Genomic DNA, 24,122 nt, shown 5'->3' on the forward strand with positions numbered 1-24,122 from the left:
CGTATCAGCTCTATTTCTCTTTCATGTAGCTATATCTTGCTAGCAAGCGTTTCTCCGAAAGCATATATAACTCATTAAAAAATAATGTCATATCTAATTATAAGTACTGACTCAGTGATATCTTTATAAGCGACCAAGCTGTTTTAAAATATTACCGTTATCAAACTCTGACACATCTCTACAAAACTGATATTTTCTATAGGAAGGTAAAGTTTTATCGAATACAGCTAGTTTTTGCGCTACTTGTTTGTGACCTAAAGATTTAATCGAGCCGATATTTCCTGATGCAAAGTCTGCAAGAGCTTTAAGTGAATCGTCTAGCTGTCCGCCCATAATTTCGTGAGAAGCATCTTGATAATCCAATGACCAAATGAGAAATTCATTTTGGCAAAAGTAATCTACACCTCCATCGATTATAGTAAATCCGGACTCATTAGATATTCCCTCTAGTGCAGCCGACATACCTCTGCTGTAAACATTCATGAGTGAACGATCTCGCCCACTTACAGACAAGAAATGAAAATCCTTTTGCATTAATAAACCGGAAAATTGGCTTTTCAATTTTGCCAAATCTGCGCAATCTGGAAAGCATTCGAACAACAACTTTCTCGTACGTTGAATTGATACTTCCAACTTATTGAGATCCGCAGCTTTAGCAAACACCCCAGAGGCCGCCGCTCCAGCTTGCGCCCCCATACCAGCAAATACATATTCTGTTGGCGTTAGTAACCGATACTTAAAGCTATTATGTGACGAAACTGTACGCGAACTCGAGGTGCTTTGCGTTTTGTCTAACGAGTCCAAAAGACTGCGCGATTTTGCACTTGGTAACTCGAATGTTCTTTCAAAAATTAAATAGGTTTTATCTGATAAGTTCCTATAAAGACTTTTATAGGGGGAGCGGTCTTCTCGAAGCTCGTCCTTCTCACCACCGTAATAATCACGTACGGAGTTGTCTTTCGCTTTGGAAAAGGCTAGTTCATAAAGTTGCTGCCACATCTTTATTTCAAATCGGAGTGCAAACGCTTTTTTGCTATGCCAATCGTTGAATGAGTCGCTCGTAATGGAGGAGTTTTCACTTAAGTCTGTTATAAACTCATTGCTAAGTTTAGTTAAAACAGGAGGAATAATGTCGTTAGCAAAATAGCCAATCTCGGATACTAATTTGTCGTACTCCGTTTTCGACGATATGTCGTTTGAATTTAGCCTTTGTATAAATTTTATTCTTTGAAGCGCTACGTCATCTATAGTTTTTATAGCATTTTTGCTTTCAATAACGTTTTCATCAATCTTCAATTCATCTTCTATAAGCTTTTGCCTTAAATTTCCAAGCATAGCCATTAATGGGTGCGATTGATATTTACCTTCAAATTGTCTTATAACCTCTAGCGCTTTGTCGTTCTGCTTCAACTGCGTATATGTTGCCGCAAGTCCAAACATTACATCAGGCGCGCGTCGTTCATTCGGGAAACGCTTGAGAAAATACTCATAAATCAATTTTCTATGCTCCCAATCTTGATCCTTAGTCGCTAAAGTAAGTAAGTCGCTCGCACTAAGGTCTTCCATTTTTGATGCTACTACTTCTTGGGGCTTCTCGTCTTGACTTACTGTTCTACTCTCGGAATTAGGTGCTTGTGTTAAGGCTTGTGAGTTTCTTACGTTGTCAGAGGGCTTATATTGAGGTTTACTGCCTTCTATAGTGTTTACGTGACGCCCCGTTGTTTGTCGCTGTGTTGTTTTATTTTCTGCAATGACCGCAGCATTATCGTTAGATAACATTTCTACAGCAGGCATGGAATACAATAAGGAAGCACCATCGAATCTTGAGCTTTTGTTAGTTTGAAGTTTTTTGATAAGAACTAGCATAGTATTTCGGTGCTTATTGTTCCTGTCATTTATTATATTTTTCACATCATTTTTTATTCCCCAATATATTGGTACGCCTTCTTCCCGATTTAAAGTAAGAAAGCGCAGCACTGCATAGGGTAAATATTCTGAACTTTTATGTTCCTTGATAAGCTCGTGAAGAATCACTCTTTCTTTTTTCGCTACCTTTTGTTTTTGTCTAAAACTACTGGTTGTTAGGCTTTCTTTTGACTGCGTATTTCGGTGAATCCGAACGGTCATTTCGGTTTTATCCGATCACTTTTTCTTCTTCTTTTTCGTCCTCGGCGTTTTTCAAGGTAGTTGTCGCCTGAGCTGTTAAGCTGCTTCTTTTTTATTCTCCGGATTTAGCTCTACGCTTCCGATCTTATCCCAGTTTCTGGTTTCACCAGACCAACGACTTGGATTTCTCACTTTTGCCTCGGCATATAACTCAGTGCGCTTTGCCAGTATCTGTTGGTCTTCACCTTTGTGTCGCTGCTCTGGGGTAACGAATCTTATGCGGCTATGGCGATGTTCGGTGTTATACCAGCGGACAAAATCTCGCACCCAGGCTCGCGCTTCCTCCAGCGACTTAAAGCCTTCACTCGGCCATCTATGGCAGTATTTGACTGTGCGGAACAGAGATTCTGAGTAAGGGTTGTCATTACTGACACCGGGACGGCTACGTGAGCCGATAACGCCCATTTCAATCATCTTAGCTTGCATGGTCAGGCTCTTCATCGGACTGCCATTATCAGAATGTAAGATTATCTCGTCATTCACGCATTTCTCAGACCATAGCGTGCGTTCCAAGAGGTTAGCGGCATGATCACCAGACTCGCAATCATACACTTCCCATCCCACAACTTTACGGCTAAAAATATCCATTATCATGTACAGATAAAAGAACCGACCAATGACCGTAGAGGGGCAGTACGATATATCCCAGGTCCACACTTCACAGGGTCCCGTAGCCGTAAATCCATCAGGTTTTGCCTGTGTACCTTTGGGTTTTGCTTTGCCTCTGTGGCTAAGCTGATTATTGGCTTTCAATATACGGTAAAAGCTGGATTCCGAACCCAGATAAACTCCCTCATCGGCCAACATGGGCACAATCTGACTGGGCGGCAGACTGGCAAACCGCTCTTCATTGCAGATATCCAAAATGGCTTGTTGTTCTATCTCAGTTAGCTTATTTGCAGGCGTCGGCCTGCTCGCCTCCGGGCGCTTATCTGCACAAATTCCATCCGCGTCCCGCCATCGTTGTAACGTGCGCAGGGATAAGCCGATGATGCCACAGGCTTTGTGCTTTCTGGCCCCCGCACTAACGGCTTCATCAATCAGTGAAATATAGTATTGCCTATCTGAGAACGTGGTTAGTTGTCCTCGTCTTCCCCCCAGTAGGCATTTAACTTTTTTCTAAGCACCAGAAGCGCAGCAGTTTCGGCTAACGCTGCGTCTTTGCGTTTTAACTCTCTTTCCAGCTCTTTAATGCGTTTCTTATCCGCTTTACGTTCCTGGGCCTGCTGTTTACGCTTATCCGCCTCGGATTGATTACCGGAGATACAGCTATGTTTCCATTGCTGGATTTGCTCCGGGAAAAGGCCCTTTTTCCGGCAGTATTCACTTACCTCAACTTCCGACATGGCAGCAGTCTCTATCACCGCAGAAAACTTCTGCTCTGCGGTCCAATTCTCTGGCGTATTACTTTTAGTCAAACTGAAATCGGCCTCTGTATACTTGTCCCGCCAACCATACAACGTAGACAGGCTAATACCTTCTCTTTGCGCAAACTGGCGTAATGATAAACCGCTTTCAATCAACTTACTAACCACTGCCTTTTTATGTTCTTCTGGATAATGTCTCACTCATGCCTAACTTCCGCACCCTGTCTAATACTATGAAAAACTGAGGCGACAACTATCCTGACACAGAGGGATCGGATAACGCCGAAATAAGCGATCGGATTAGACCGAAATCACTGATCGGATTGAACCGAAATGGGTGATCGGAATGGGCCGGAACATGCATTGACACTAACTCACTGAGAATATCTTGGCTGGCGAGCGCTTTCTCATAAAGTTTTTGAGCCTCTGTACTTTCATCAGATAAAGCAACGTTGCAGAATAAACTCAGAACGATGAAGTGAAGAAGCATTTTAGAAAGGGGAAGTGCTTTAGTTTGGTGCATATAGAATTTCCAATGTCCGTATTGTATAGCCTCAAATAGGCATAGCTACGCATCCAATATCTTTACTGAGCTGCGCTTTGAATAGTATTTAAAGTCAACGAGTGATGCTATCTGCGAAACTTAATCCACTAACAAGTGCTTATACGTTTTTTATATAGTCAACAAAAGTTAGATTGAGCCTAAGCCTAACCCATATTGATCATTTTTTAACCTTAAATATGGATGAGTTAGCTTATTAATTTAAAAACCTTTATCTAATCAGTTAAATACGGACAACGAAGCGTAACTGTGAAAGTTAGATTTCGGCTTAAAACCACTTGGTATGAAGAATGAGTTTGAGAAGATGTGTTAGAAATTAAAACGAAAAAAGGCGAGCATCCTGCTCGCCTTTTCCCGAAAGAACTTAAACTTAATTAGTTAATAATTAAGCTAATGCGCCTTTAGCCGCTTCGACTAGTGCGCTGAAAGCTGCTTTGTCATGTACTGCGATGTCGGCAAGGATCTTACGATCGATTTCAACAGACGCTTTCTTCAAACCGTTAATGAAACGGCTGTATGACATACCATTTTGACGAGCAGCAGCATTGATACGTGCAATCCATAGTTGACGGAATTGACGCTTGCGCTGACGACGGTCACGGTAAGCATATTGACCAGCTTTAGTTACAGCTTGTACCGCTACGCGATATACACGTGAACGTGCGCCGTAATAACCTTTTGCCTGCTTGAGGACTTTTTTGTGACGAGCACGTGCGATAGTGCCGCGTTTTACTCTAGCCATTAATCAGTCTCCTAAGTCTTATACGTAAGGCAACATGCGCTGAACCAATTTGGTATCAGAGTCATGAACCAGTTTTTTGCCACGAAGGTGACGTTTACGCTTAGAGCTCTTCTTAGTCAGAATGTGACGTAAGTGAGACTGTTTGCTTTTAAAGCGGCCAGAACCCGTTTTCTTAAAACGTTTGGCGGCACCGCTTACAGTTTTCATTTTAGGCATTGCTAAAACTCCGCATTGTTTAATATCGGTATTTTTCGTGTTGCAGTCACTTCATACCGGCTAATGTTTAGCAGCAAGGTGTTTAAGGGTGCAGATTCCTTAAAACTTTAGACCGTTACTACTTCTTATTTGGGGCTAGCACCATGATCATCTGACGGCCTTCCACACGACGTGGGAAAGACTCGCATGTAGCGATTTCTTCTAAATCCGTTTTAACGCGGTTTAGCAAATCGATACCGATGTCTTGGTGCGCCATTTCACGACCGCGGAAGCGGATCGTAACTTTGGCTTTGTCACCACCTTCAAGAAAGCGACGCAGGTTGCGCAGTTTTACCTGGTAATCGCCTTCATCAGTGCCAGGGCGAAATTTAATCTCCTTGACCTGAATTTGCTTCTGTTTTTTCTTCTGCTCTTTTTGAGCTTTACTTTTTTCGAAGAGGAATTTGCCATAGTCCATAACTTTACAGACTGGCGGCTCGGCATTCGGACTGATTTCTACTAGATCTAGGCTCGCTTCTTCAGCGGTACGCGTAGCTTCTGCTAGCGAAACCACACCAACCTGTTCACCGTCTTTGCCAATTAATCTTACTTCTCTGGCTTTAATCTCATCGTTAATGCGGGCTTTGTCGCCCTGAGCCTTGTTGTTAGCGCCTTTAATGTGCTATTCCTCCAAACATTTAATTCTTTTGTCTGCTTTTAGGTGATTCGTATGAATCTAAAAAATAAAAACTAAAAGCAGACACCTTGATGTGCATTATACACAAAATGCTCAACTATTTAATTGTCTTTTCTACAACTTCTTGTTGAGCCATGGCAATAAAGTCTTCCAGGCCCATTTTGCCTAGGTCATCGCCGCGACGAGAGCGTACTGCTACTTCGCCCGCTTCCATTTCTTTATCGCCCACAACCAGCATATACGGAATACGCTTCAATGTGTGCTCGCGGATTTTAAAGCCGATTTTCTCATTACGCAAGTCAGACTTTGCTCTAAACCCTAAATCTTGCAGTTTTTTTACACAATCTGATGCATAGTCAGCCTGTTTGTCGGTAATATTCATTACCACAACTTGCTGAGGTGCCAACCAAAGTGGGAAGAAACCTGCAAATTCTTCGGTCAAAATACCAATGAAGCGCTCTAGTGAACCCAAAATAGCACGGTGAATCATTACCGGTACTTTACGTTCGCCATCTTCAGCCACATAGGTTGAACCCAAACGGCCAGGCATTGAGAAATCAAGCTGTACCGTTCCACACTGCCACGCACGGTCTAAGCAGTCGTGCAGCGTAAATTCAATTTTAGGGCCGTAGAACGCGCCTTCACCAGGCTGATAATCGAACTCGATATCGTTGGCTTTAAGTGCTTCTGCAAGCGCCGCTTCTGATTTATCCCAAATCTCATCCGCACCTACACGCTTTTCAGGGCGAGTAGACAGCTTAACTTTGATATTTTCAAAACCAAATGCCGCGTATGTCTCATACACCATCTTAATACAGCCACTTACCTCTTGTAGGATCTGTTCTTCTGTACAAAAAATATGAGCGTCGTCTTGCGTAAAGCCTCGCACACGCATTAAGCCGTGTAGCGCACCCGATGGTTCGTTACGGTGACAGCAGCCAAACTCGGCCATACGAAGCGGTAAATCGCGATACGATTTCAAACCTTGGTTGAAAATTTGTACGTGGCCCGGGCAGTTCATAGGCTTAACCGCATATTCACGTTTTTCAGATTCGGTGGTGAACATGTTTTCAGCGTACTTATCCCAGTGACCTGATTTTTCCCACAAAGAGCGGTCCATCATTAATGGGCCTTTTACTTCGTCGTAGCCGTATTCACGCAGCTTTTTACGCACAAAACTTTCTAGCTCGGTATAAATAGACCAGCCGTCGTTGTGCCAAAACACCATACCTGGCGCTTCTTCTTGCCAATGGAAGAGGTTAAGGGCTTTACCAATTTTGCGGTGGTCTCGTTTTTCCGCTTCTTCTAAGCGCTGTAGGTAAGACTTAAGCTGTTTCTTGTCAGCCCACGCTGTGCCGTAAATACGCTGAAGCATTTTGTTGTCGCTGTCACCACGCCAGTAAGCACCCGCTACCTTCATGAGTTTGAAGTGGTGGCAGAACTTCATGTTCGGTACGTGCGGGCCACGACACATATCGGTATATTCTTCGTGTTGATAAAGTGCTGGGCGGTCGTCCTTGCTGATGTTTTCATCAAGAATTTCCATTTTGTAGCTTTCACCGCGCGCTTCAAATGCATCGCGGGCTTCCTGCCAGCTAACTTTATTTTTAACCACGTTGTAATTGGTTTTAGCCAGCTCAAGCATGCGCTTTTCTAACTTAGCTAAATCTTCCTGGGTTAGGCTCTCTTCCATATCAACGTCATAGTAAAAACCGTTGTCGATAACTGGGCCGATAGCCATTTTGGTGTTAGGCCAAAGTTGTTTGATAGCGTGGCCTAACAAGTGCGCGCAACTGTGACGAAGAATTTCTAAACCTTCATCGTCTTTTGCAGTAATAATTTGAAGTTGTGCGTCTGCGTCAATCATGTCAACAGCGTCTACAAGTTCGCCGTTTACTTTCCCCGCAATGGTTGCTTTGGCTAAACCAGGGCCAATATCGTTTGCAACATCTAGTACAGAAACAGGGTTATCGAAAGCGCGTTGGCTTCCATCAGGAAGGGTAATTACAGGCATTTTAATTCCTTTACAGTGGTGACGCCTACTCTGCGCCACATGCATAATCTGATAAATTTAATCGTGCTATTGAGCACTCGAATACAGCGCACTTTCGCCGCGCTATGCATAAAAAATGCGCGGGCTCGGTACAGCAAGTGGTGGATTATAACCAGTGTATGGGCAACTTCAATAATCAAAAGGCTATCTTGGTGCAATTTGTGTCATATTGCTCTTTGCATTTAACATTTTAAGCGTCGAATTCGTGCATTTATGTTTTTTTAACCCATACTTTAGAATAATGCGATTTGGCTTATTAATGCTTTTCTTATGCGCTTTTTTTTCCGCATATGTTCACACCAAGCCAGTTAGTAAGACGTTATCGCGGGTCGGGCACTATCTTTATACCAAAGCGTTTCAAGGGAACGTTTTAAATAGGCGTCTTAATGTAAAGAAATAGACTTAGCAGAGCGTGTGATATGTGGCATTTCATTAGCGAGCATATTTCAGATGAGACCGAGCAATTTTTCAGTTGTCAAAAAGCCGAGCGCGTAAGCGGTGGCGACACCCATGAAAGCTATATTATTAAAGACGCTACTCATCGCTATTTCGTGAAAACCAGGCGTTACGACGACACCCAGCAGCTTTCCCATGAGGCGGAAGGATTAAATGCCTTAGCCAATACACAAACGATTGCCACACCTCGCGTCATCTGCCACGGCATTACCGCCAACGAAACCCCAAATATGGAATATTTAGTGCTTTCTCACATTCGCTTTATAGAGCCTAACGCAGATAACTACTTCACATTAGGCGAGCAGTTAGCGTCGCTTCACAAGGTAAACGCCTATACCAGCTACGGCTGGCCCCACGATAATTACATTGGCGCTAGCGTGCAAACCAATGGACGAATGGCTTCATGGGCCGATTTTTTTGCCGAAAGGCGAATTGGCAGCATGCTAGAACGCTTGGCCTCAAACGGACTTTGGAAAAGCGAGGATGGTGATATCGACTCTATCGTTACGCGGGTTCGACACCTTCTTAGTTTACATCAGCCCCACCCTTCTCTGCTTCATGGTGACTTGTGGGCAGGCAATGCAGGGTTTAATTGTAAGGGGCCTATTTTGTTCGACCCTGCTGTCTATGTTGGCGATGGCGAAACCGATTTAGCCATGGCTGAGTTATTTAACGGTTTTCCCCAATCTTTCTTTGACGGATATAAACAGCACCTACCCATTGAAAAAAATTACCCGTTAAGAAAACCAATTTACCAGCTTTACCATATTTTAAATCACGGGTTATTATTCGGCGCACACTATATTGCGCAAGCAAAACACATGCTAGATGACATTAACAGAGACTAACCCCCTCAAAATACGCCGCATAAGATTTAAAAATAGAGAGCAGCTTTTATTATGACAAATTCAGGCCCTGTCGCACTTATTACCGGGGCAGCAAAGCGCATTGGTGCCGCAATGGCAATGAAATTACACAACGAAGGATATCGTGTGATTATTCATTACGGGCACTCTGAAAATGACGCACACTCACTTGCCGCCAAGCTTAATCAAAAGCGCGCAAACTCGGCGTTTTGCTTACAAGCAGATTTATGCGATACCCACGCGGTTTCGGCATTAGGCGAAGAAGCCGTAAACGTTTGGGGCAGGCTCGATGTGTTAGTGAATAACGCATCTAGCTTCTACCCCACACCCGTTGGCGATATCACCGAGGAAGACTGGACATCGCTTGTTGGCAGCAATGTCAAAGGCCCGCTGTTTTTGTCGCAAGCACTCACGCCAGCGCTTAAAAAAAGTAAAGGCTGTATCGTGAATATGGTTGATATGCACATAGACCGCCCTCTCCCTAAACACAGCGTGTACCTGCTGGCAAAATCTGGGCTTGCCTCGTTAACCCAATCTTTAGCGATAGATTTAGCTCCCAATATACGGGTTAATGGCATAGGTCCCGGCGCAATATTGTGGCCAGAGAGAGAAATGGAAGACGCGGAAAAAGATACGTTGTTATCCAGCATTCCGTTAGGCGAATTAGGTACCCCTGACGATATTGCAAACGCCCTTTGTTTTTTAATTTCGGCACCATATATCACAGGGCAAATCATTTTTGTCGACGGTGGTCGTAGCTTACATACGGGGGCATCCGCGTGAACCAACGTTTGCTAAGAGGGGCTTGTCGCATTGGCACAGTGGGCGTGGCTTTCTTAGCGCTGTCTGGCTGCTTTAGCGATAACACCGTTAAGCACAGTATTGAAGACTATGCTGAACGCCTTTCCCGTGTACTCGATACGCCGCTTCCCCCGTCGTTTGACGATAGCATAGTACGCCCCCTTCCTACGCTTGCCGATTCAGCGTCTCTTAGACATAACATTGAGCCCATAAGTATTAATTTACGGGAATTCTACGCGTTACAAGATTGTGAGCTGGGCACCGTTGTTGCCGAGCGCAACACGTCTTTAGGCAAAAGTCAGCTGCCCTCACAACGGCTAGTTCACGAAAGCAAATTGCTTACGGTGTTAAAGGAATGCGAAGCGGCGCTGCAAAACGAACAAGGCAGTGGTAATGAAAAGCTGGCCGATACTATTGCGTCATGGCGCAAGCAAAAAACCATAGACTACGCCAAAACCTGGGCGAACCTGATTCAAGGAAGCCAAGAGTTACGTTTGGCACTTAACACCCCTCAACGGTTGTTTTCTGTAGAAAACAACAAAGATTCGCTATCAAGCGTAAACGCCCTCTTTTATTTAACCACCGTTAACAATGTGGCTAACCTTGCCACGCCTATCAATAGCAGTGAATTAGAGAATCAACTTCACATTGTTCGCTCAGGCCGGTTGCCGGCTACGCTCTGGCAAACGCAGCAAACCTTAGCCCATACGCTTTCTGAGTTAACGCACATGCTCAGCCCAAAACTTGAAGCGGTAAGCTGCCCGGATGGAAGAGCGAGCGATCAAGCCAAGATCCTGCGCAATGTGTTCTATTTATTCTTCATTGAAAAAATTCAGCCCGTGGGAAGTTTAGTTAACCAATACCACTATAAGCTCTCTCCATTGTGGGAAAAATGGCTTAACGAACCTTCGCTGCACAAAGAACTGAAGCGCTACATTGAAAACCAAACCCAAGAAGGCTTCGCACAGTACAGCGACGCGATGAAGTCGCACGTAAGCCTATGGCAACAGTTTTTAGGCCGCTGTAACTTATCGCCAGTCGCACCCGGCTAAGTTGCTTTATAAAATATTTTCACCGGCCTCGGGGTCTCGAGACTTACGGGCCTGTTCTCTAATCTCATGCGCTTCAGAGGTAACGTCATCCTCTTCACTGTTGTGTGAGTTATCTGAATGATGCCTTTCGCTGCGCTTTGCATCGCTTTGGGGTTTATGTTGGGTGCGAGTCGCTGCGCCGCCTTCACCATGCTCATCTGTGGCGCGTTTTTCAGGCTCAGGTTGTGCGTCATCAGTGCGGGTAATCGCTAAGCCCTGCGGAAAAATACGCTCTCGCGCATCGTCTGGCATGCTAATATCAGCATCTAAGAACGCTTGGGTAATGTTGCGCATTAAAACAGACGACATTTTTAGTACGCTGGTTTTCTCAACATTCACCCAGAAATATACTTTAACGTTGTAGGTAGACGCCCCTAGCTCATCGATAAGAATTTGCGGCTCTGGGTCGTGCAGCACGTTATCTTGCGCATTAGTCACGTCACGCGCAATTTTTTGTGCATGCTGTATGTCTGAGTCGTAACCCACACCAATCACAAAATGACCGCGCATAAGCGGGTTGGCGGTAAGGTTTTTAATAACGCCCTTGTAAATCGTCGCGTTAGGAATTTGAATGTGATTGCCATCGAAATCAACCAGCGTGGTGGCGCGCGCAGTCACCTTCTGAATAATACCCACGAACTCGTTTATTTGAACAATATCGCCTATTCTAAACGGCCTTTGGATGGTAAGAAGTAAACTTGATATAAAGTTCTCTGCAATATCTCTAAAGGCGAAACCTAAAATAAGCCCCACTACGCCAGTACCGCTCACCACAGCAATTGCAAAGCCTGTTAACCCAGCCAAAAACAGAAATAGATATATGCCAAGTAAGATAAGTATAAGGCTTACGCTGCGCTGAATAACCGAACGTAAGAGTGGCGACGCAGTGGTGCGAGTAAAGGGCTTTACCAGCACCTTTGCCACATGGGGGGCTAACAGTATAAACGCCACCATGATAACCGCACCAAGCGCTAACCCGGGTAAACGGTATACAAAACTTTCCCAAAGCGAGGAAAGCAACGATTGCGCGTTCGTGAAGCTTGTTACGCCACCGCCTTCACTGTCTTGCATAAAACGAGAAGTAAACGAAAGCCAGTGACTGAATTGCGAAGTTGATAACATAACCTAATTCCTTGGTAGTAACATTAACGCCCATGCACGCTGTATGCATAATGCCTACGTAGAAATCACAAGATAAGATCCCAGCCCTATTGTGAATAGAAAACTGCCCCAAATAGCGTGCTCAATTACGACCACAGGGGTCGAATTAGTTTGCATATATCGATAGCCAAATATTGCGCCCCCTATCCAAGAGACAACAACGGCCACCCAATTCCCATAAACCAAATGAGCAAGACCAAACAAAAAAGTACTTAGGCCCCATCGTGCGTACTTAGACGGTAAAATGCGTTTGTAGCGGTGGAAAAAATAAGTGCGAAAAATAATTTCTTGCGGGATCACAGACACAATTGGATAAATTAATAGGGTTGCCACCCACATCCAAGGCTGGTTCATTGGCCAATGTAAAAATAGCGCTGGCTTGAGAAAATAAACCACCAGCGCAAGTAAACTCGCCCACGGCAAAAATAGCCTAAGCATACGTTTAAAATGAATTCGGTAATCGTCCCAATGCCACAACTTTATACGCTTAAATTGTTTATCTGCTAACAGTACCGCTAAGCAGAAAAGCCCCATTACGCCCAAAATAGGCATGAGGTAACTTGCGAAATGCTTTATCCAGTACAGCACAGCAAAGGGCACTGCTACAAATAGCAAAATCAGTTCAGACCACAGCTTTGCCACAACACACCTCTTGTTTTACCCATGCTTGTTTTACCCATGCTTGTTGTTCCATTTATGCATTAGATTCTCGCCCTAATGCCCTGAACAACACATTCATTACCATCCGATGACGGTTTTATGAATATTGCTACTATTATGAAAGTGTAGTGCCAATGTGCGCCCTTCGAACGACTAATTCGGTGCTACTTTCGCCTAACGAGCTGCAGCTATAAGTAAGCCATTAATTTCTATTTAGTTTTGTTTACACCCAGAGAATCACTGCGCAGAAAAGACGTTTGAAAAAGGCGTTTAACGGGCGGTTTGTAATTATCAGAAACGAAGAAATATGAAAAAGCGAGAGGGTGAATTCAGGTAGTGTTTGTATAACGCACAAAAGTCGTGAAATAATTGCACAAGATGTATAAGGCGAAACTAATGACAAAAAATAGCCCTAGCGACGTTTTACAACAAATTGAAAAACACTATGCCTCGTTGTCTCCATCGGGCAAATCGATTGCGCACTATATTCAACAAAACCCCATCGCTGTGCTTAGTCAATCTACCTCACTCATTGCCGAGAAAACGGGTACATCAAAAGCCACGGTTAGCCGTTTCTTTCGACAGCTGGGTTTCGACTCGCACCAACAGGCGAAAGACGCGTTGGTGCAATTACGGGAACAAGGTGTACCTGTGGTTAGCCCTTCAAGCGGCGTACTTCAGCATGAAAGTGATAGCAAAAATTTAGCTAATACGTTTGCAAGTACGTCTTCAGAAGCATTGACCGAAGTGGCTAAGCTGCTTGCTTCGGCAGGCCAAATTACCTTAATAGGGTTTAGAAACGCCTACCCTATTGCGCTTCACTTCAGGCAACAGTTAAAACAGATTCGCACGTCGGTACGCGTTTTACCGCAACCCGGGCAAACCTTAAGTGAAGATATCATTGACCTTGGGGAAAACGATGTGGTGGTGCTATTTGGATTTCGCCGCAGAACCCGACAGTTCAAGTATGTCTTAAACAGCATAAAACAGTGTAAAACCATATTGGTTACCGACCCTACCGGTCAAGGCTACCGCCAAAGCGTTGACCATTTGCTGGTTACACACATTGGTAGCGACTCGCCGTTTGATAGTTATGCAGCCCCCATGAGCCTTGTCGCGTCGCTGTGTAATTTAACTTACGAAGCATTGGGTAGCGCCGCGGCAGACCGGGTAGACGCCATTACCGAGATTTATATTCAAATGGATGAGCTAGAAAGTCCTAAACGCTAACGCTTCCAATCGTACGCTTTTTAAGCAATACTATAAACGTAAGTAGCAGATAACAGCTATTATGCAAGTAAAAATGGAACTTTTTCAGGAAAAAGTAGGTATAAGTATAAATTATTTTTATTTTACTGCTTTTGACATGCTGTTGGAGTAGATATGGATAAGACGCAAGTAATCATGGAAGAAGCTAACGGGGTGTTAGCATTTTGGTTTGGTGAACTTTCACCTGAACAGTGGTTTGAAGAAGATCCTGCGCTGGATAAAACAATCGCGTCGCGATTTTCTGAACTTCGATTAGCTGCAACAAGAGGCGAACTTTGGCCATGGCGTGCCACAGCAACAGGCCGTCTTGCAGAAATCATTCTTTTAGATCAGTTCTCTCGCAATATTTTTCGCAACCACGCTGATGCATTCAGTGCCGATAGTATGGCGCTGGTGTTAGCCCAAGAGGCAGTCAGCGTAGAAGCAGATAAGGTGTTGACCCCGCAGCAACGCGCATTTATGTATATGCCTTTCATGCATAGTGAATCACTTGCCATTCACGATGTCGCAATGGAACTGTTTTCTCAAGAAGGGCTCGAGCGTGAATTTTCTTTTGAAAAGCGCTACCAAAAGGTGATTGAAACGTTTGGCCGCTACCCACATAGAAATCATGTGTTAGGGCGCGAGTCGACGGTACAAGAAATCGCCTTCCTTAAAAGTAATCCTCAAGGCTTTTAGCGGCTATTGCCCCCGCAAAACAGCGGCTATTGTGGCGCTGTTTGTTGCGGCTTCACATAAGTTCGTTCGTATTTTTCAATTACCGCTATACGACTTCTTAATGCTTGCCCTTTTGCTCTCCGGTTTTTTGCTTTTCTGCTTTTCTGAAAAGCAACGCTTGTTTCTCCTTGACATTACAATGAAACAATTGTTTCATGTTATGTAGGCATATATGAATAAATAAAGAACGAAAAATAAGAATTGCGCTGTGAGCTCACCTTTTGTAATCAAGCCCTGCGACAAGCATTTTGAGCAGGCAATTGAAAATTTAAATACCTACCTTGGTGACAGTTACAGCCCAGACGTAAGCGCTCATTATAAGCAGAGCCATGCAGAAAGGCGCCTTGATAACGGCCAAGATATAAACACTTCACTTAAGGGCCTTGGTCTAGCGGTGAAAGATTTGTTTCATATAAAAGGTTTGCCCACGGCGGCAGGTAATCCCGACTGGCAGGCAACACACGAAATACCTCAAGCAACGAATACCTGTGTAGCTACCATGCTAAACGCTGGCGCTAATTTTAAAGGTAAAACCATTACCGACGAACTCGCCTACAGTTTGCATGGACAAAACAAGCACTATGCGCCATTAGTAAACCCGGTTGCACCTGCACATATTCCTGGCGGCTCATCGTCTGGCTCTGCGGTAGCGGTAAGTGCTCATCTTGCCGATATTGGGCTTGGAACCGATACTGGCGGGTCGATACGCGTGCCTGCTAGCTATCAAGGGTTATGGGGGCTTCGCACTACGCATGGCCTTCTACCGTGCGACAACATGGTAGCATTAGCCCCTTCTTTCGACACCATTGGGTGGATGACAAGAGATCTCGATACGCTTCAGAAGGTCGCGCACACATGTATAGATAATACAAAGCAGAGCACCATTAAAGTAAACCCTCGCTTTGGTATAGCCACCCCTTTATTTGCAAACACGGCACATAGTTCGGTATGTAATAAATGGTTAACCGAACTTGCTGATAACAACCCTTGTGTTGCGCTAACAGAAGAACAGTTAGATCTTTTTAAACTGCAAACCGCCGCTACATTTAGAAGTCTGCAGGGCAGTGAAATTTGGCAGCAACACGGCGAGTGGATTGAGAAAGTTCAGCCAGATATTGCGAAAGACATTATGTTGCGCTTAGCATGGTGCAAGACCATAACAACGCAAGACGTCACCCTTGCTAAAGCACAACAAAAAGTGGTGATTGACCACATCAATGCGCTATTTAACGACTTTGACGTATTGGTTATTCCCACAACACCCGGTGTTGCACCCCGATGCGATGCCGACGAGACAACATTGGCAAACGATAGAAACGCGCTACTTGCACTTACTGCAATAGCAGGGCTAGCGGGCTTGCCCCAGCTACATTTGCCATTATTTACCCTACACAATGCCCCCTGCGGCTTATCGCTTGTGGGCAAAAAAGGCAACGATCTTGCACTTCTTGCGTTAGCTAAAACGCTAACCACTGGCTGATGGTTTAGGCGCACAAAAAACTGCGCCTCCACTATTTAGCAGCAAGCAGAAGGAAGAAACAACGCTACCCTATTGCATAATAGGCCCTGGCCGTTGCTGAATTTTCGAAGGATATAACAATGAGTGAAAAACCGAACATCGCGTTTACTGCGCCCCATTATGCTGCATCACAAGTGGGTTTAAACATTTTAGAGAAAGGCGGCACGGCCATTGAAGCTATGGTGGCGGCAGCGGCATCAATTGCCGTTGAGTACCCGCACATGAATGGTATGGGCGGTGATGGCTTTTGGCTTATCAGCGAACCGGGCAAAAGCCCTGTTGGTATCGATGCGTCTGGTGTTGCCGCAAAAGGCGCGACGCCGTCGTTTTACGAAGGCTTTGATACAATTCCAAGCAGAGGCGGAAAGTCGGCGCTAACCATGGCCGGCGCAGTAGCGGGGTGGCAGAAAGCCCTAGAGATAAGCCATTCTTGGCAAAGCGGGCTGCCGCTAAGTACGTTATTTGATACCGCCATCAGCCAAGCCAACTGGGGGATAGAAGTTACCCAAAGCCTGGTTGACGCAAGCAATAAAACTTTCGAGGAACTCAGTATCGACGAAAACTTTGCCCAGTTTTTAATAAAGGGCAAAGCCCTTAAAAAAGGTAAAATTTTAAAGCTTACTAAACTGTCTGAAACCTTGAAGCATTTGGCTGATAAAGGCTTGGATGACTTTTATCACGGCGAACTTGCCACACAACTCGCTGAAGATTTAGAAGCGGCAGGCTCCCCTATTCGCTTAGAAGATTTCAAAAATTACGAAGCAAAATTAGTAGAGCCGCTATCGGTGTCTACCAGTAAAGGTAAGCTTTATAACTTACCGGCGCCCACACAAGGGGTGGCGTCGCTGATTATTTTGGCGCTGTACGACAAAGTTCAACACTTTGGCAGTACCGATGCCGACATGGTGCACCTGCTCATTGAGTGTACAAAGCAAGCCTTTATTGCTCGTAACGCTAACGTGACCGACCCGTCGCGCACACCGGTGAGCTTACAAAGCCTATTAAGCGACGACGCGCTTGAAGAAATGGTCAAGAACATCTCGTTAGACAAAGCCTTGCCATGGCCACATGAAGCAAAACACGGCGACACCATTTGGATGGGCTGCTGTGACTCAGAAGGTCGCATGGTGAGCTATATTCAGTCCCTTTACTGGGAATTTGGCTCCGGCGTAGTAAGCCCACAAACCGGTATTGTTTGGAATAACCGCGGCACGTCGTTCTCACTTGACTCAAGCAGCAATCAATACCTAGCACCCGGTTTAAAGCCGTTTCACACGCTAAACCCAGCTTTTGCAGAGCTTATTGATGGCCGCCGAATGAGTTACGGCACCATGGGCGGTGAAGGACAACCGCAAACCCAAGCCGCTCTATTTGCGCGTCACATTTATCACGGCCAACCCATTGCAAAAGCGATTTCGTTAGGACGCTGGTTGCTTGGCAGAACGTGGGGCGATCAGAGCCACAACTTAAAAGCCGAGCGCGACTTGGTTGAATACGTAGGTGATAGTTTGCTAGCCCGCGGTCACGACATGGTTACGGTAGACCCATGCAACGAACTGATGGGCCATGCCGGCGCCATCATTCGCGACACTGAAGGAACGGTTAACGGTGCCAGCGATCCGCGCAGCGACGGTAAGGCTTTCTTTGGCCACCGTTAATTCACTTAACGCTTTGCCATTAACTTAAGTTACACATTTAAATTAATCACTTAGAAGAGTTATAAATTACATGCAGTTTTTAATGGATAACCTTACGGTTATATTGTCTTTAATAGGTACGGGCGTTTTCGCGGGTTTACTCGCGGGAATGCTGGGCGTAGGCGGCGGCATTGTGATAGTGCCCGTGCTGTTCTTTTTATTTCAAGCCCTTGGCGTATCGCCTGAAAGCGCGATGGTCATTGCCACAGCAACGTCGCTGGCTACTATTGTCCCCACTTCGGTAAGCTCTATTCGTGCCCACCACGCTAAAGGCAACGTGGATTTTGCCTTACTCAAAGCGTGGGCCGTATTCATATTAATTGGCGTACTTGCTGGCAGCTATCTGGTTACCGTGGTTAACCCTACTTTCCTAACCTTACTGTTTGGCATTATTGCTACGCTTTCTGCAATTAACATGCTTATAGGTAAAAAAGACGCCCTATTTAATGGTTTGCCAGGCCGTGGGGGTCAATCGGTAATGGCAAGCTGTATTGGCTTATTTAGCTCTATGGTGGGTATTGGCGGTGGAACGCTAACCGTACCTACACTGACTTTTTGTAACTACCCAGCACATAAAGCGGTGGGTACTGCAGCGGCAGTAGGCTTAATTATTTCCCTTCCTGCAGCGCTAACCCTACTGTTTGTGGGAGCAACTCCCGCCGACGCCCCGTTTGCAACCTACGGCTACGTAAACTTGCTTGGCTTTGCTTGCATAGTGCCGCTTACCGTGCTGTTTGCTCCCATTGGCGCAGGCATTGCCAACAAGCTTGATGCAGGCTTGCTTAAGAAAATCTTCGCTGTTGTTCTTATCATCACTGGCTTGCGCATGTTAGCGCAAGTCCTTATCTAGGAGTGCCCTAATGTCTCACGAAATGTCTAAAACAAATTCTAACGGGGCTTTGGCACCACTCTCTCCACCGCCGCGTTTGCTAATGGGCCCTGGCCCTATCAACTGCTATCCGCGCGTTTTAAGCGCCATGTCTACGCAGCTGGTAGGCCAGTACGACCCGGTAATGACCGGCTACATGAATGAAGTAATGCAGCTTTACCGGGATGTTTTTAACACCCAAAACCAACAGACGTTTTTGGTTGACGGCACTTCACGGGCTGGCATTGAAGCTGTACTCGTCTCGGCCATAGAGCCAGGCGATAAAGTACTTGTTCCTATTTTTGGTCGTTTTGGGCATTTGCTTGCTGAAATTGCCGAACGCGCCGATGCCGAGGTACATACTATCGAAGTACCTTGGGGTGAAGTCTTTACACCAGCGCAAATTGAAGCGGCAATTAAAGAAGTAAAACCGAAGTTACTGGCTATTGTGCAGGGCGATACGTCGACCACCATGCTTCAACCGCTCAAAGACATAGGCGCAATATGTGAGGCTCACGACGTATTGTTCTACTGCGATGCCACCGCATCTATCGGCGGTAATCCTCTTGATGTTGATGCGTGGAAGTTAGACGCAGTTTCCGTTGGCCTGCAAAAGTGTTTAGGCGGCCCGTCTGGTAGTGCGCCTATTACCCTTAGCGATAAATTCGTAAAGATGGTACGCACGCGCCATCACGTTGAGGCGGGTATTCGCGATGCCCATCACGAAGCGGCCCGAGGCCCCAAAATTCGCTCGAATTATTTTGATTTACCTATGATCATGGATTATTGGGGTGAAGAGCGTTTAAACCATCACACAGAAGCTGCCAGCATGCTGTATTGCGCTAGAGAATGCGCACGCTTGCATTTAGAAGAAGGTCAGCAAAATGTTATAGCTCGCCATAAAGTGGCTGGCGATGCCATGCTTGCCGGCATTCAAGCCATGGGCCTTGCGCCTTTTGGCGACTTAAAACACAAAATGTATAACGTGGTGGGAGTACATATTCCACAGGGCGTTGAAGGTGAAGCCGTTCGGGAAACGCTGCTTATGCGGTTCAATATTGAAATTGGCACCAGCTTCGGCCCCCTTAAAGGCAAAATATGGCGTATTGGCACCATGGGCTATAACGCGCGTGAAGATGCTGTACTTCACACTTTACAATCTCTGGAAACCGTATTGCGAATGCAAGGGTTTAATGCGCCTGCAGGCAAAGGGGTAGATGCGGCATTAACGGTGTATGCAGAAGCTAAAGCGGCAGGAGTGGCGGATGCGTGAATTCGCTGAACTAGCCACTCAGGTTATGGCACGGTGTGAAACCTTGGGCACCTTAAGCCAAGATCCCACCTGTTTAGACAGGCGCTACTTAACCGAACAACACAGGTTAGCGAACCAACTTGCATCCGGTTGGATGATTGAAGCAGGCATGACGACCTGGCAAGATGCGGTGGGAAATATTTGGGGGCGCTACACATCTAGCGTGCCCAATGCACCGCGATTAATCTTGGGCAGCCACTTAGATACCGTACCAAATGGTGGTAAATACGACGGCATGCTGGGTGTTATTGCAGCTATTTCACTGGTAGCCATGTTTGACGGCACCCAAACTAAATTCCCATTTCACATTGATATCGTTGGCTTTTGTGATGAGGAAGGCACGCGGTTTGGCACAACACTATTAGGCAGCCGCGCGCTTACTGGTAAGTGGCAAGACCAATGGCGCTTCCTTAAAGATGAAAACGGCGTGAGTTTAGAGCAAGCCATGACGGATTTTGGCCTGAGCTTTGATGCCGTTAACAGCGCCGCTATTTCCCGTACCGATATTTTGGGCTACTTAGAACTGCATATTGAACAAGGCCCCGTTTTAGAGCAAGAAAACTTACCTGTGGGTGTAGTAAGTGCAATAGCGGGCGCGAAGCGCTTTAATTTTACGGTTGAAGGAATGGCTGGTCACGCCGGTACGGTACCTATGTCTATGCGAAAAGATGCGCTATGTGCAAGTGCAGAAATGCTGTTAGCCGTTGAAGCTATAAGCCTGCAGCGCCCTGGCGTAGTCGCTACCGTTGGTAAAATTGAAAATGCCCCTAATGGTGTCAATGTTATTTCGGGTCGCACCCGTTTTTCACTCGATATTCGAAGTGAAGACAATGACTTGCGCGATTCTGTGTTGGCAGAAATTTTGCAAAAATTTGATGACATTGCAAAAGCACGACAAATTACGCTTAGCCGTGAGCAAACGCATAGCGCTCCCGCGGTTCACTGCGACCCGCACTTAAAGCAAGCCTTGATTCGCGGGGTTGAAGAAAGTGGAATATTGCCACGGGCATTAGCTTCTGGTGCAGGTCATGATGCCATGGCAATTGCAGATATTTGCCCTGTGGCAATGCTATTTACCCGCTGCAAAGGTGGTATTAGCCATCACCCTGCTGAGTCTATCACTCACGATGACGTCGCGGCGAGTTTGTCGGTGCTTTATAAAGCAATTAGCAAGTTACAACACGCTTAGCATGTGTAACAAACGTGCGCCAACGTCAGCGTATTTCAAGGCAAAGGCCTTTTATCGCGAGAGCGTTCCGCTATCTTTCTTCTTAAGATAAAACCACGATAGTTTTGAAGGGTGAATAATGAAAATAACAAGGATTTACAACGATGAAGTGGGAAAAAGTCACTTCGGCGAAGTGGATATTGCGCTAAAGGACGGCGGGCCGATTGGTATGCTTTCAGAAAAGTTTGGCGCGGATAAAATCATTTTCCGAGAAACGCCTGCCGACTATGACTTTAAATGGCACCCTGCCCCAGCACGCCAACTGCTATTTATCATTAAAGGGCGCGCAGAGTTTACCGTATCTAACGGTGAGCGACATGTATTTGGTGCAGGTGACGTCCTACTTTTAGAAGATACCGAAGGTGAAGGCCACTGCTCGCGGGCTATGTACAATGAAGTGCGCCACTCGATTTTTGTCACGCTGGACGAAGGCGTTACGCTTTAGCAATAAATGCTCAACTCACGTTAATAAATGCGCTAATTTAGCGCATTTTTTTGTTTAGGCACCAAAATGGGGCTTAGACATATTCCGAACATTTCAACCCACGTAAACAGCACATAAAAAGCAAGCTAAAACAAACAGTTGGAAACCACAAAACAAACAGACCAGTTGGTCAACATCTTGCAGTTCATGGATATACTTTATTTACCTATATCCGGCCATGTTATTTGCTTTACCACCCTTACGTTTTTTAACGCTGTGCTTTTCATGTGCGCATAGCCTTGTTGCCACGCGTGTCGTTGATAGAAATGCTAACGCTTGGTTCGAAAGGGGTGTGGGCTCACAAAGCGCATCGCAAACGTGTCGAGTTCTCCGCCAGCAAGCGTGGATACTTACGGCCGAGGTCCCGTCTTTCAAAAAAACAAACGCACTTCACTTCTTCTACAGTGCTTTATTAATAAGTGCTTTGTCTACAAGTGCTTTTACTGTCTGCGTGAAATAAGGAATAACCATGTCTTCTGGTAACAGCGAGTTAATTTACGATTTACACGATAGCCCGGCATTTCTCCCATCACTTACCGCGGCGTTTCAGCACTTGTTAGCCAGTTTTGTAGGCGTAATTACACCAACACTTATCGTCACATCGTCATTAGGGTTAAGCGAGTATACTCCCTATTTGATTAGCATGGCTTTGTTTGTAAGCGGCGTGGGTACGGCCATTCAAACCAAGCGAATTGGGCCCGTGGGCAGTGGCCTTGTTGCTATTCAAGGTACTAGCTTCGCGTTTATCAGCGCATTAATTTTGGCCGGTAGTCAGGTGAAAGCAAATGGTGGCACGCCTGAAGATATCCTAGCCCTGCTATTTGGCTTAACGATGGCAGGTGCGTCAGTTGAAATTGTATTCAGCTTGTTTGTAAACCGCTTAAAGCGAATTATCACACCACTGACCACAGGTATTGTCATTACCGCAATAGGCCTCAGTCTAATTAACGTGGGCATGACAGACCTTGCCGGCGGCTTCAATGCTTCAGATTTTGCCAGTACCGACAACTTAACCGTCGGGCTAGGTGTATTACTCATCATTGTTTTTCTGAACGCGTCATCAAATCATTGGCTTCGCTTAAGCGCCATTTTTATCGGCATGGCAATAGGTGCCACCTATATTGCCTTTACTAAAGGGCTAGATTTTAGCGGTTTATCTTCATTGTCTATCGTCGCTATTCCCACGCCATTTACTTTTGGTATTGCCTTTGATATCAACTTATTTTTGCCTATTGCGCTTATTTACTTATTCAGCGCCATAGAAACGGCTGGCGACCTCACCGCCAACAGCCTTTTCTGTAAGCAGCCTGTTAGCGGGCCTGTGTATTTACGTCGCATTAAAGGCGGCATTTTAGGTGACGGCGTAAATTCATTGCTTGCTGGCATATTCAACACTTTTCCCAATACCACATTTGGGCAGAACAACGGCGTGATCCAGTTAACGGGGATCGCGAGCCGTAAAGTAGGCTTTTTTGTCGCTGGGCTATTCGTGTTTATTGGCTGCTTTCCAGTGGTAGGCGGCGTGCTTCAAGCTATTCCTAAACCTGTGTTAGGCGGTGCAACCTTGGTTATGTTTGCCATGGTGGCCGTAGGCGGATTGAAGCTACTTGCAAGTTATGCCCTAGATAGACGCAGTAGTTTGGTAACGGCCTGCGCTTTGGGCATGGCCATAGGTGTAATGATGGTGCCTCAGGCACTAGCTGAACTCCCTAATTGGCTTGAAAATATTTTGCTTTCTCCAGTGACTTCGGCAGGGCTTACCGCTGTCATACTAGATTTAACCTTACCCGGTAGAACGTCACACAAATCAAAGAGTGAAACGCCATCTGAAAACCAGTTACAAAATGCCAAACGCGAGAAGGCGATACGCCAAGGTAAACAAAGCTCGAACGCTTTCCTTGCAGATAAGACGGGTCTTGAGGTTAACAACGGCCGCGATGTTCCTAAACCTATAACAGCCATACTGGGCACTCACCATCGTCAAGATGCAGCCTTTTCCCTTTATAGTGCAAAAACACGATAAAAATCACCGTAAAAGTGCATAAATTAGAAAAACCTTAACTATTTACATAAAAATAACAATATAAGAACAACATTATATTTTTTATCTTTATAATTCAGAAACTTAAGAGCAGGTTAAAAGTTGACCAACTGGTTAAGTGGTTGGCACTCATCCTGCTAACCCTCTTGCATACAGCAAGGCGCAATAGA

20 protein-coding genes are annotated in these 24,122 nt (G+C 45.5%); 12 read left to right on the forward strand and 8 right to left on the reverse strand.

The annotated features are described in order from the left end of the window. Positions 1-123: 123 nt before the first annotated feature. From ACTRWF_RS01715 to thrS, 6 genes are all read right to left on the reverse strand, one after another. Positions 124-2,127, reverse strand: coding sequence for a tetratricopeptide repeat protein (locus tag ACTRWF_RS01715; RefSeq protein WP_462835024.1), 2,004 nt, complete (start codon positions 2,125-2,127; stop codon positions 124-126). Positions 2,128-2,202: 75 nt separating this feature from the next. Further along, positions 2,203-3,734 (reverse strand): IS3 family transposase gene (locus tag ACTRWF_RS01720; RefSeq protein ID WP_414631214.1). Its coding sequence is split into 2 segments (ribosomal slippage): positions 2,203-3,272 and positions 3,272-3,734, totalling 1,533 coding nucleotides; the frame shifts between segments, so codons are not numbered across the junction. A gap of 746 nt (positions 3,735-4,480) precedes the next feature. Further along, entirely contained in the window at positions 4,481-4,837 is a 357-nt protein-coding gene (rplT, locus tag ACTRWF_RS01725) for a 50S ribosomal protein L20 (RefSeq protein WP_012518092.1), read from the reverse strand. 18 nt (positions 4,838-4,855) lie between these two features. Then, positions 4,856-5,053 (reverse strand): 50S ribosomal protein L35, encoded by a 198-nt coding sequence (gene rpmI / locus ACTRWF_RS01730; RefSeq protein ID WP_012518091.1) that lies wholly within the window; start codon positions 5,051-5,053, stop codon positions 4,856-4,858. Positions 5,054-5,171: 118 nt separating this feature from the next. Beyond that, complete coding sequence (gene infC / locus ACTRWF_RS01735; protein WP_071951277.1) at positions 5,172-5,711, reverse strand: translation initiation factor IF-3; 540 nt, start codon at positions 5,709-5,711, stop codon at positions 5,172-5,174. A 115-nt stretch (positions 5,712-5,826) separates the two neighbouring features. Continuing rightward, positions 5,827-7,743 carry a threonine--tRNA ligase gene (gene thrS, locus ACTRWF_RS01740; protein ID WP_462835025.1) on the reverse strand — a complete coding sequence of 639 codons (1,917 nt, stop codon included), beginning with the start codon at positions 7,741-7,743 and terminating at the stop codon, positions 5,827-5,829. A gap of 458 nt (positions 7,744-8,201) precedes the next feature. On the opposite strand from thrS, the gene ACTRWF_RS01745 reads away from it, so the two are divergent. The 3 genes from ACTRWF_RS01745 to ACTRWF_RS01755 are packed head-to-tail and all read left to right on the forward strand — an operon-like array spanning position 8,202 to position 10,957. Beyond that, positions 8,202-9,086 carry a fructosamine kinase family protein gene (locus tag ACTRWF_RS01745; protein ID WP_071959010.1) on the forward strand — a complete coding sequence of 295 codons (885 nt, stop codon included), beginning with the start codon at positions 8,202-8,204 and terminating at the stop codon, positions 9,084-9,086. A 51-nt stretch (positions 9,087-9,137) separates the two neighbouring features. Then, on the forward strand, positions 9,138-9,887 hold the full coding sequence (locus ACTRWF_RS01750; protein ID WP_462835026.1) for a pteridine reductase: 750 nt from the start codon (positions 9,138-9,140) through the stop codon (positions 9,885-9,887). Further along, a complete protein-coding gene (locus ACTRWF_RS01755; protein WP_462835027.1) occupies positions 9,884-10,957 on the forward strand; it encodes a DUF3080 family protein in 1,074 nt (357 codons plus the stop codon). The genes ACTRWF_RS01750 and ACTRWF_RS01755 overlap by 4 nt, the downstream gene beginning before the upstream one ends. A gap of 6 nt (positions 10,958-10,963) precedes the next feature. Here ACTRWF_RS01755 and ACTRWF_RS01760 read toward each other — a convergent pair whose 3' ends face one another. Next, positions 10,964-12,118: a mechanosensitive ion channel domain-containing protein gene (locus tag ACTRWF_RS01760; RefSeq protein ID WP_462835028.1), complete on the reverse strand. Its 1,155-nt coding sequence runs from the start codon at positions 12,116-12,118 to the stop codon at positions 10,964-10,966. Positions 12,119-12,172: 54 nt separating this feature from the next. Continuing rightward, complete coding sequence (locus tag ACTRWF_RS01765; RefSeq protein WP_462835029.1) at positions 12,173-12,799, reverse strand: CPBP family glutamic-type intramembrane protease; 627 nt, start codon at positions 12,797-12,799, stop codon at positions 12,173-12,175. 414 nt (positions 12,800-13,213) lie between these two features. Between ACTRWF_RS01765 and ACTRWF_RS01770 the strand changes: the two genes are divergently transcribed. The 9 genes from ACTRWF_RS01770 (at position 13,214) to ACTRWF_RS01810 (ending at position 23,934) form a co-directional block, all read left to right on the forward strand. Continuing rightward, positions 13,214-14,047, forward strand: a complete 834-nt coding sequence (locus ACTRWF_RS01770) for an SIS domain-containing protein (RefSeq protein ID WP_462835030.1) — start codon at positions 13,214-13,216, stop codon at positions 14,045-14,047. A gap of 153 nt (positions 14,048-14,200) precedes the next feature. Next, positions 14,201-14,764 carry a DUF924 family protein gene (locus ACTRWF_RS01775; protein WP_462835031.1) on the forward strand — a complete coding sequence of 188 codons (564 nt, stop codon included), beginning with the start codon at positions 14,201-14,203 and terminating at the stop codon, positions 14,762-14,764. A 247-nt stretch (positions 14,765-15,011) separates the two neighbouring features. Beyond that, complete coding sequence (locus tag ACTRWF_RS01780) at positions 15,012-16,283, forward strand: amidase (protein WP_462835032.1); 1,272 nt, start codon at positions 15,012-15,014, stop codon at positions 16,281-16,283. Between the two features lie 119 nt (positions 16,284-16,402). Further along, entirely contained in the window at positions 16,403-17,980 is a 1,578-nt protein-coding gene (locus ACTRWF_RS01785; RefSeq protein ID WP_462835033.1) for a gamma-glutamyltransferase, read from the forward strand. Positions 17,981-18,050: 70 nt separating this feature from the next. Further along, positions 18,051-18,869 (forward strand): sulfite exporter TauE/SafE family protein, encoded by an 819-nt coding sequence (locus tag ACTRWF_RS01790; RefSeq protein WP_015066875.1) that lies wholly within the window; start codon positions 18,051-18,053, stop codon positions 18,867-18,869. Between the two features lie 22 nt (positions 18,870-18,891). Continuing rightward, entirely contained in the window at positions 18,892-20,160 is a 1,269-nt protein-coding gene (locus ACTRWF_RS01795) for an aminotransferase class V-fold PLP-dependent enzyme (RefSeq protein ID WP_462835080.1), read from the forward strand. Then, the gene (locus tag ACTRWF_RS01800) at positions 20,153-21,388 is read left to right on the forward strand and encodes an allantoate amidohydrolase (RefSeq protein WP_462835034.1); all 1,236 of its coding nucleotides are present in this window, start codon (positions 20,153-20,155) and stop codon (positions 21,386-21,388) included. Before ACTRWF_RS01795 ends, ACTRWF_RS01800 begins: the two co-directional genes overlap by 8 nt. 118 nt (positions 21,389-21,506) lie before the next feature. Beyond that, the gene (locus tag ACTRWF_RS01805; RefSeq protein ID WP_012518075.1) at positions 21,507-21,872 is read left to right on the forward strand and encodes an AraC family ligand binding domain-containing protein; all 366 of its coding nucleotides are present in this window, start codon (positions 21,507-21,509) and stop codon (positions 21,870-21,872) included. 508 nt (positions 21,873-22,380) lie between these two features. Beyond that, on the forward strand, positions 22,381-23,934 hold the full coding sequence (locus ACTRWF_RS01810) for a solute carrier family 23 protein (protein ID WP_462835035.1): 1,554 nt from the start codon (positions 22,381-22,383) through the stop codon (positions 23,932-23,934). The last annotated feature ends 188 nt before the right edge of the window (positions 23,935-24,122 follow it).

It is taken from the genome of Alteromonas sp. G5_S2_22_S1 (assembly GCF_054968525.1).

Bases quoted from the DNA above. Each gene is read 5' to 3' on its own strand.
- ACTRWF_RS01770 (WP_462835030.1), top strand. From the start codon at position 13,214: ATGACAAAAAATAGCCCTAGCGACGTTTTACAACAAATTGAAAAACAC.
- ACTRWF_RS01715 (WP_462835024.1), bottom strand. From the start codon at position 2,127: ATGACCGTTCGGATTCACCGAAATACGCAGTCAAAAGAAAGCCTAACA.
- ACTRWF_RS01745 (WP_071959010.1), top strand. From the start codon at position 8,202: ATGTGGCATTTCATTAGCGAGCATATTTCAGATGAGACCGAGCAATTT.
- thrS (WP_462835025.1), bottom strand. From the start codon at position 7,743: ATGCCTGTAATTACCCTTCCTGATGGAAGCCAACGCGCTTTCGATAAC.
- ACTRWF_RS01800 (WP_462835034.1), top strand. From the start codon at position 20,153: ATGCGTGAATTCGCTGAACTAGCCACTCAGGTTATGGCACGGTGTGAA.
- ACTRWF_RS01775 (WP_462835031.1), top strand. From the start codon at position 14,201: ATGGATAAGACGCAAGTAATCATGGAAGAAGCTAACGGGGTGTTAGCA.
- ACTRWF_RS01760 (WP_462835028.1), bottom strand. From the start codon at position 12,118: ATGTTATCAACTTCGCAATTCAGTCACTGGCTTTCGTTTACTTCTCGT.
- ACTRWF_RS01790 (WP_015066875.1), top strand. From the start codon at position 18,051: ATGCAGTTTTTAATGGATAACCTTACGGTTATATTGTCTTTAATAGGT.
- ACTRWF_RS01785 (WP_462835033.1), top strand. From the start codon at position 16,403: ATGAGTGAAAAACCGAACATCGCGTTTACTGCGCCCCATTATGCTGCA.
- rplT (WP_012518092.1), bottom strand. From the start codon at position 4,837: ATGGCTAGAGTAAAACGCGGCACTATCGCACGTGCTCGTCACAAAAAA.
- ACTRWF_RS01750 (WP_462835026.1), top strand. From the start codon at position 9,138: ATGACAAATTCAGGCCCTGTCGCACTTATTACCGGGGCAGCAAAGCGC.
- ACTRWF_RS01795 (WP_462835080.1), top strand. From the start codon at position 18,892: ATGTCTAAAACAAATTCTAACGGGGCTTTGGCACCACTCTCTCCACCG.
- ACTRWF_RS01810 (WP_462835035.1), top strand. From the start codon at position 22,381: ATGTCTTCTGGTAACAGCGAGTTAATTTACGATTTACACGATAGCCCG.
- rpmI (WP_012518091.1), bottom strand. From the start codon at position 5,053: ATGCCTAAAATGAAAACTGTAAGCGGTGCCGCCAAACGTTTTAAGAAA.
- ACTRWF_RS01805 (WP_012518075.1), top strand. From the start codon at position 21,507: ATGAAAATAACAAGGATTTACAACGATGAAGTGGGAAAAAGTCACTTC.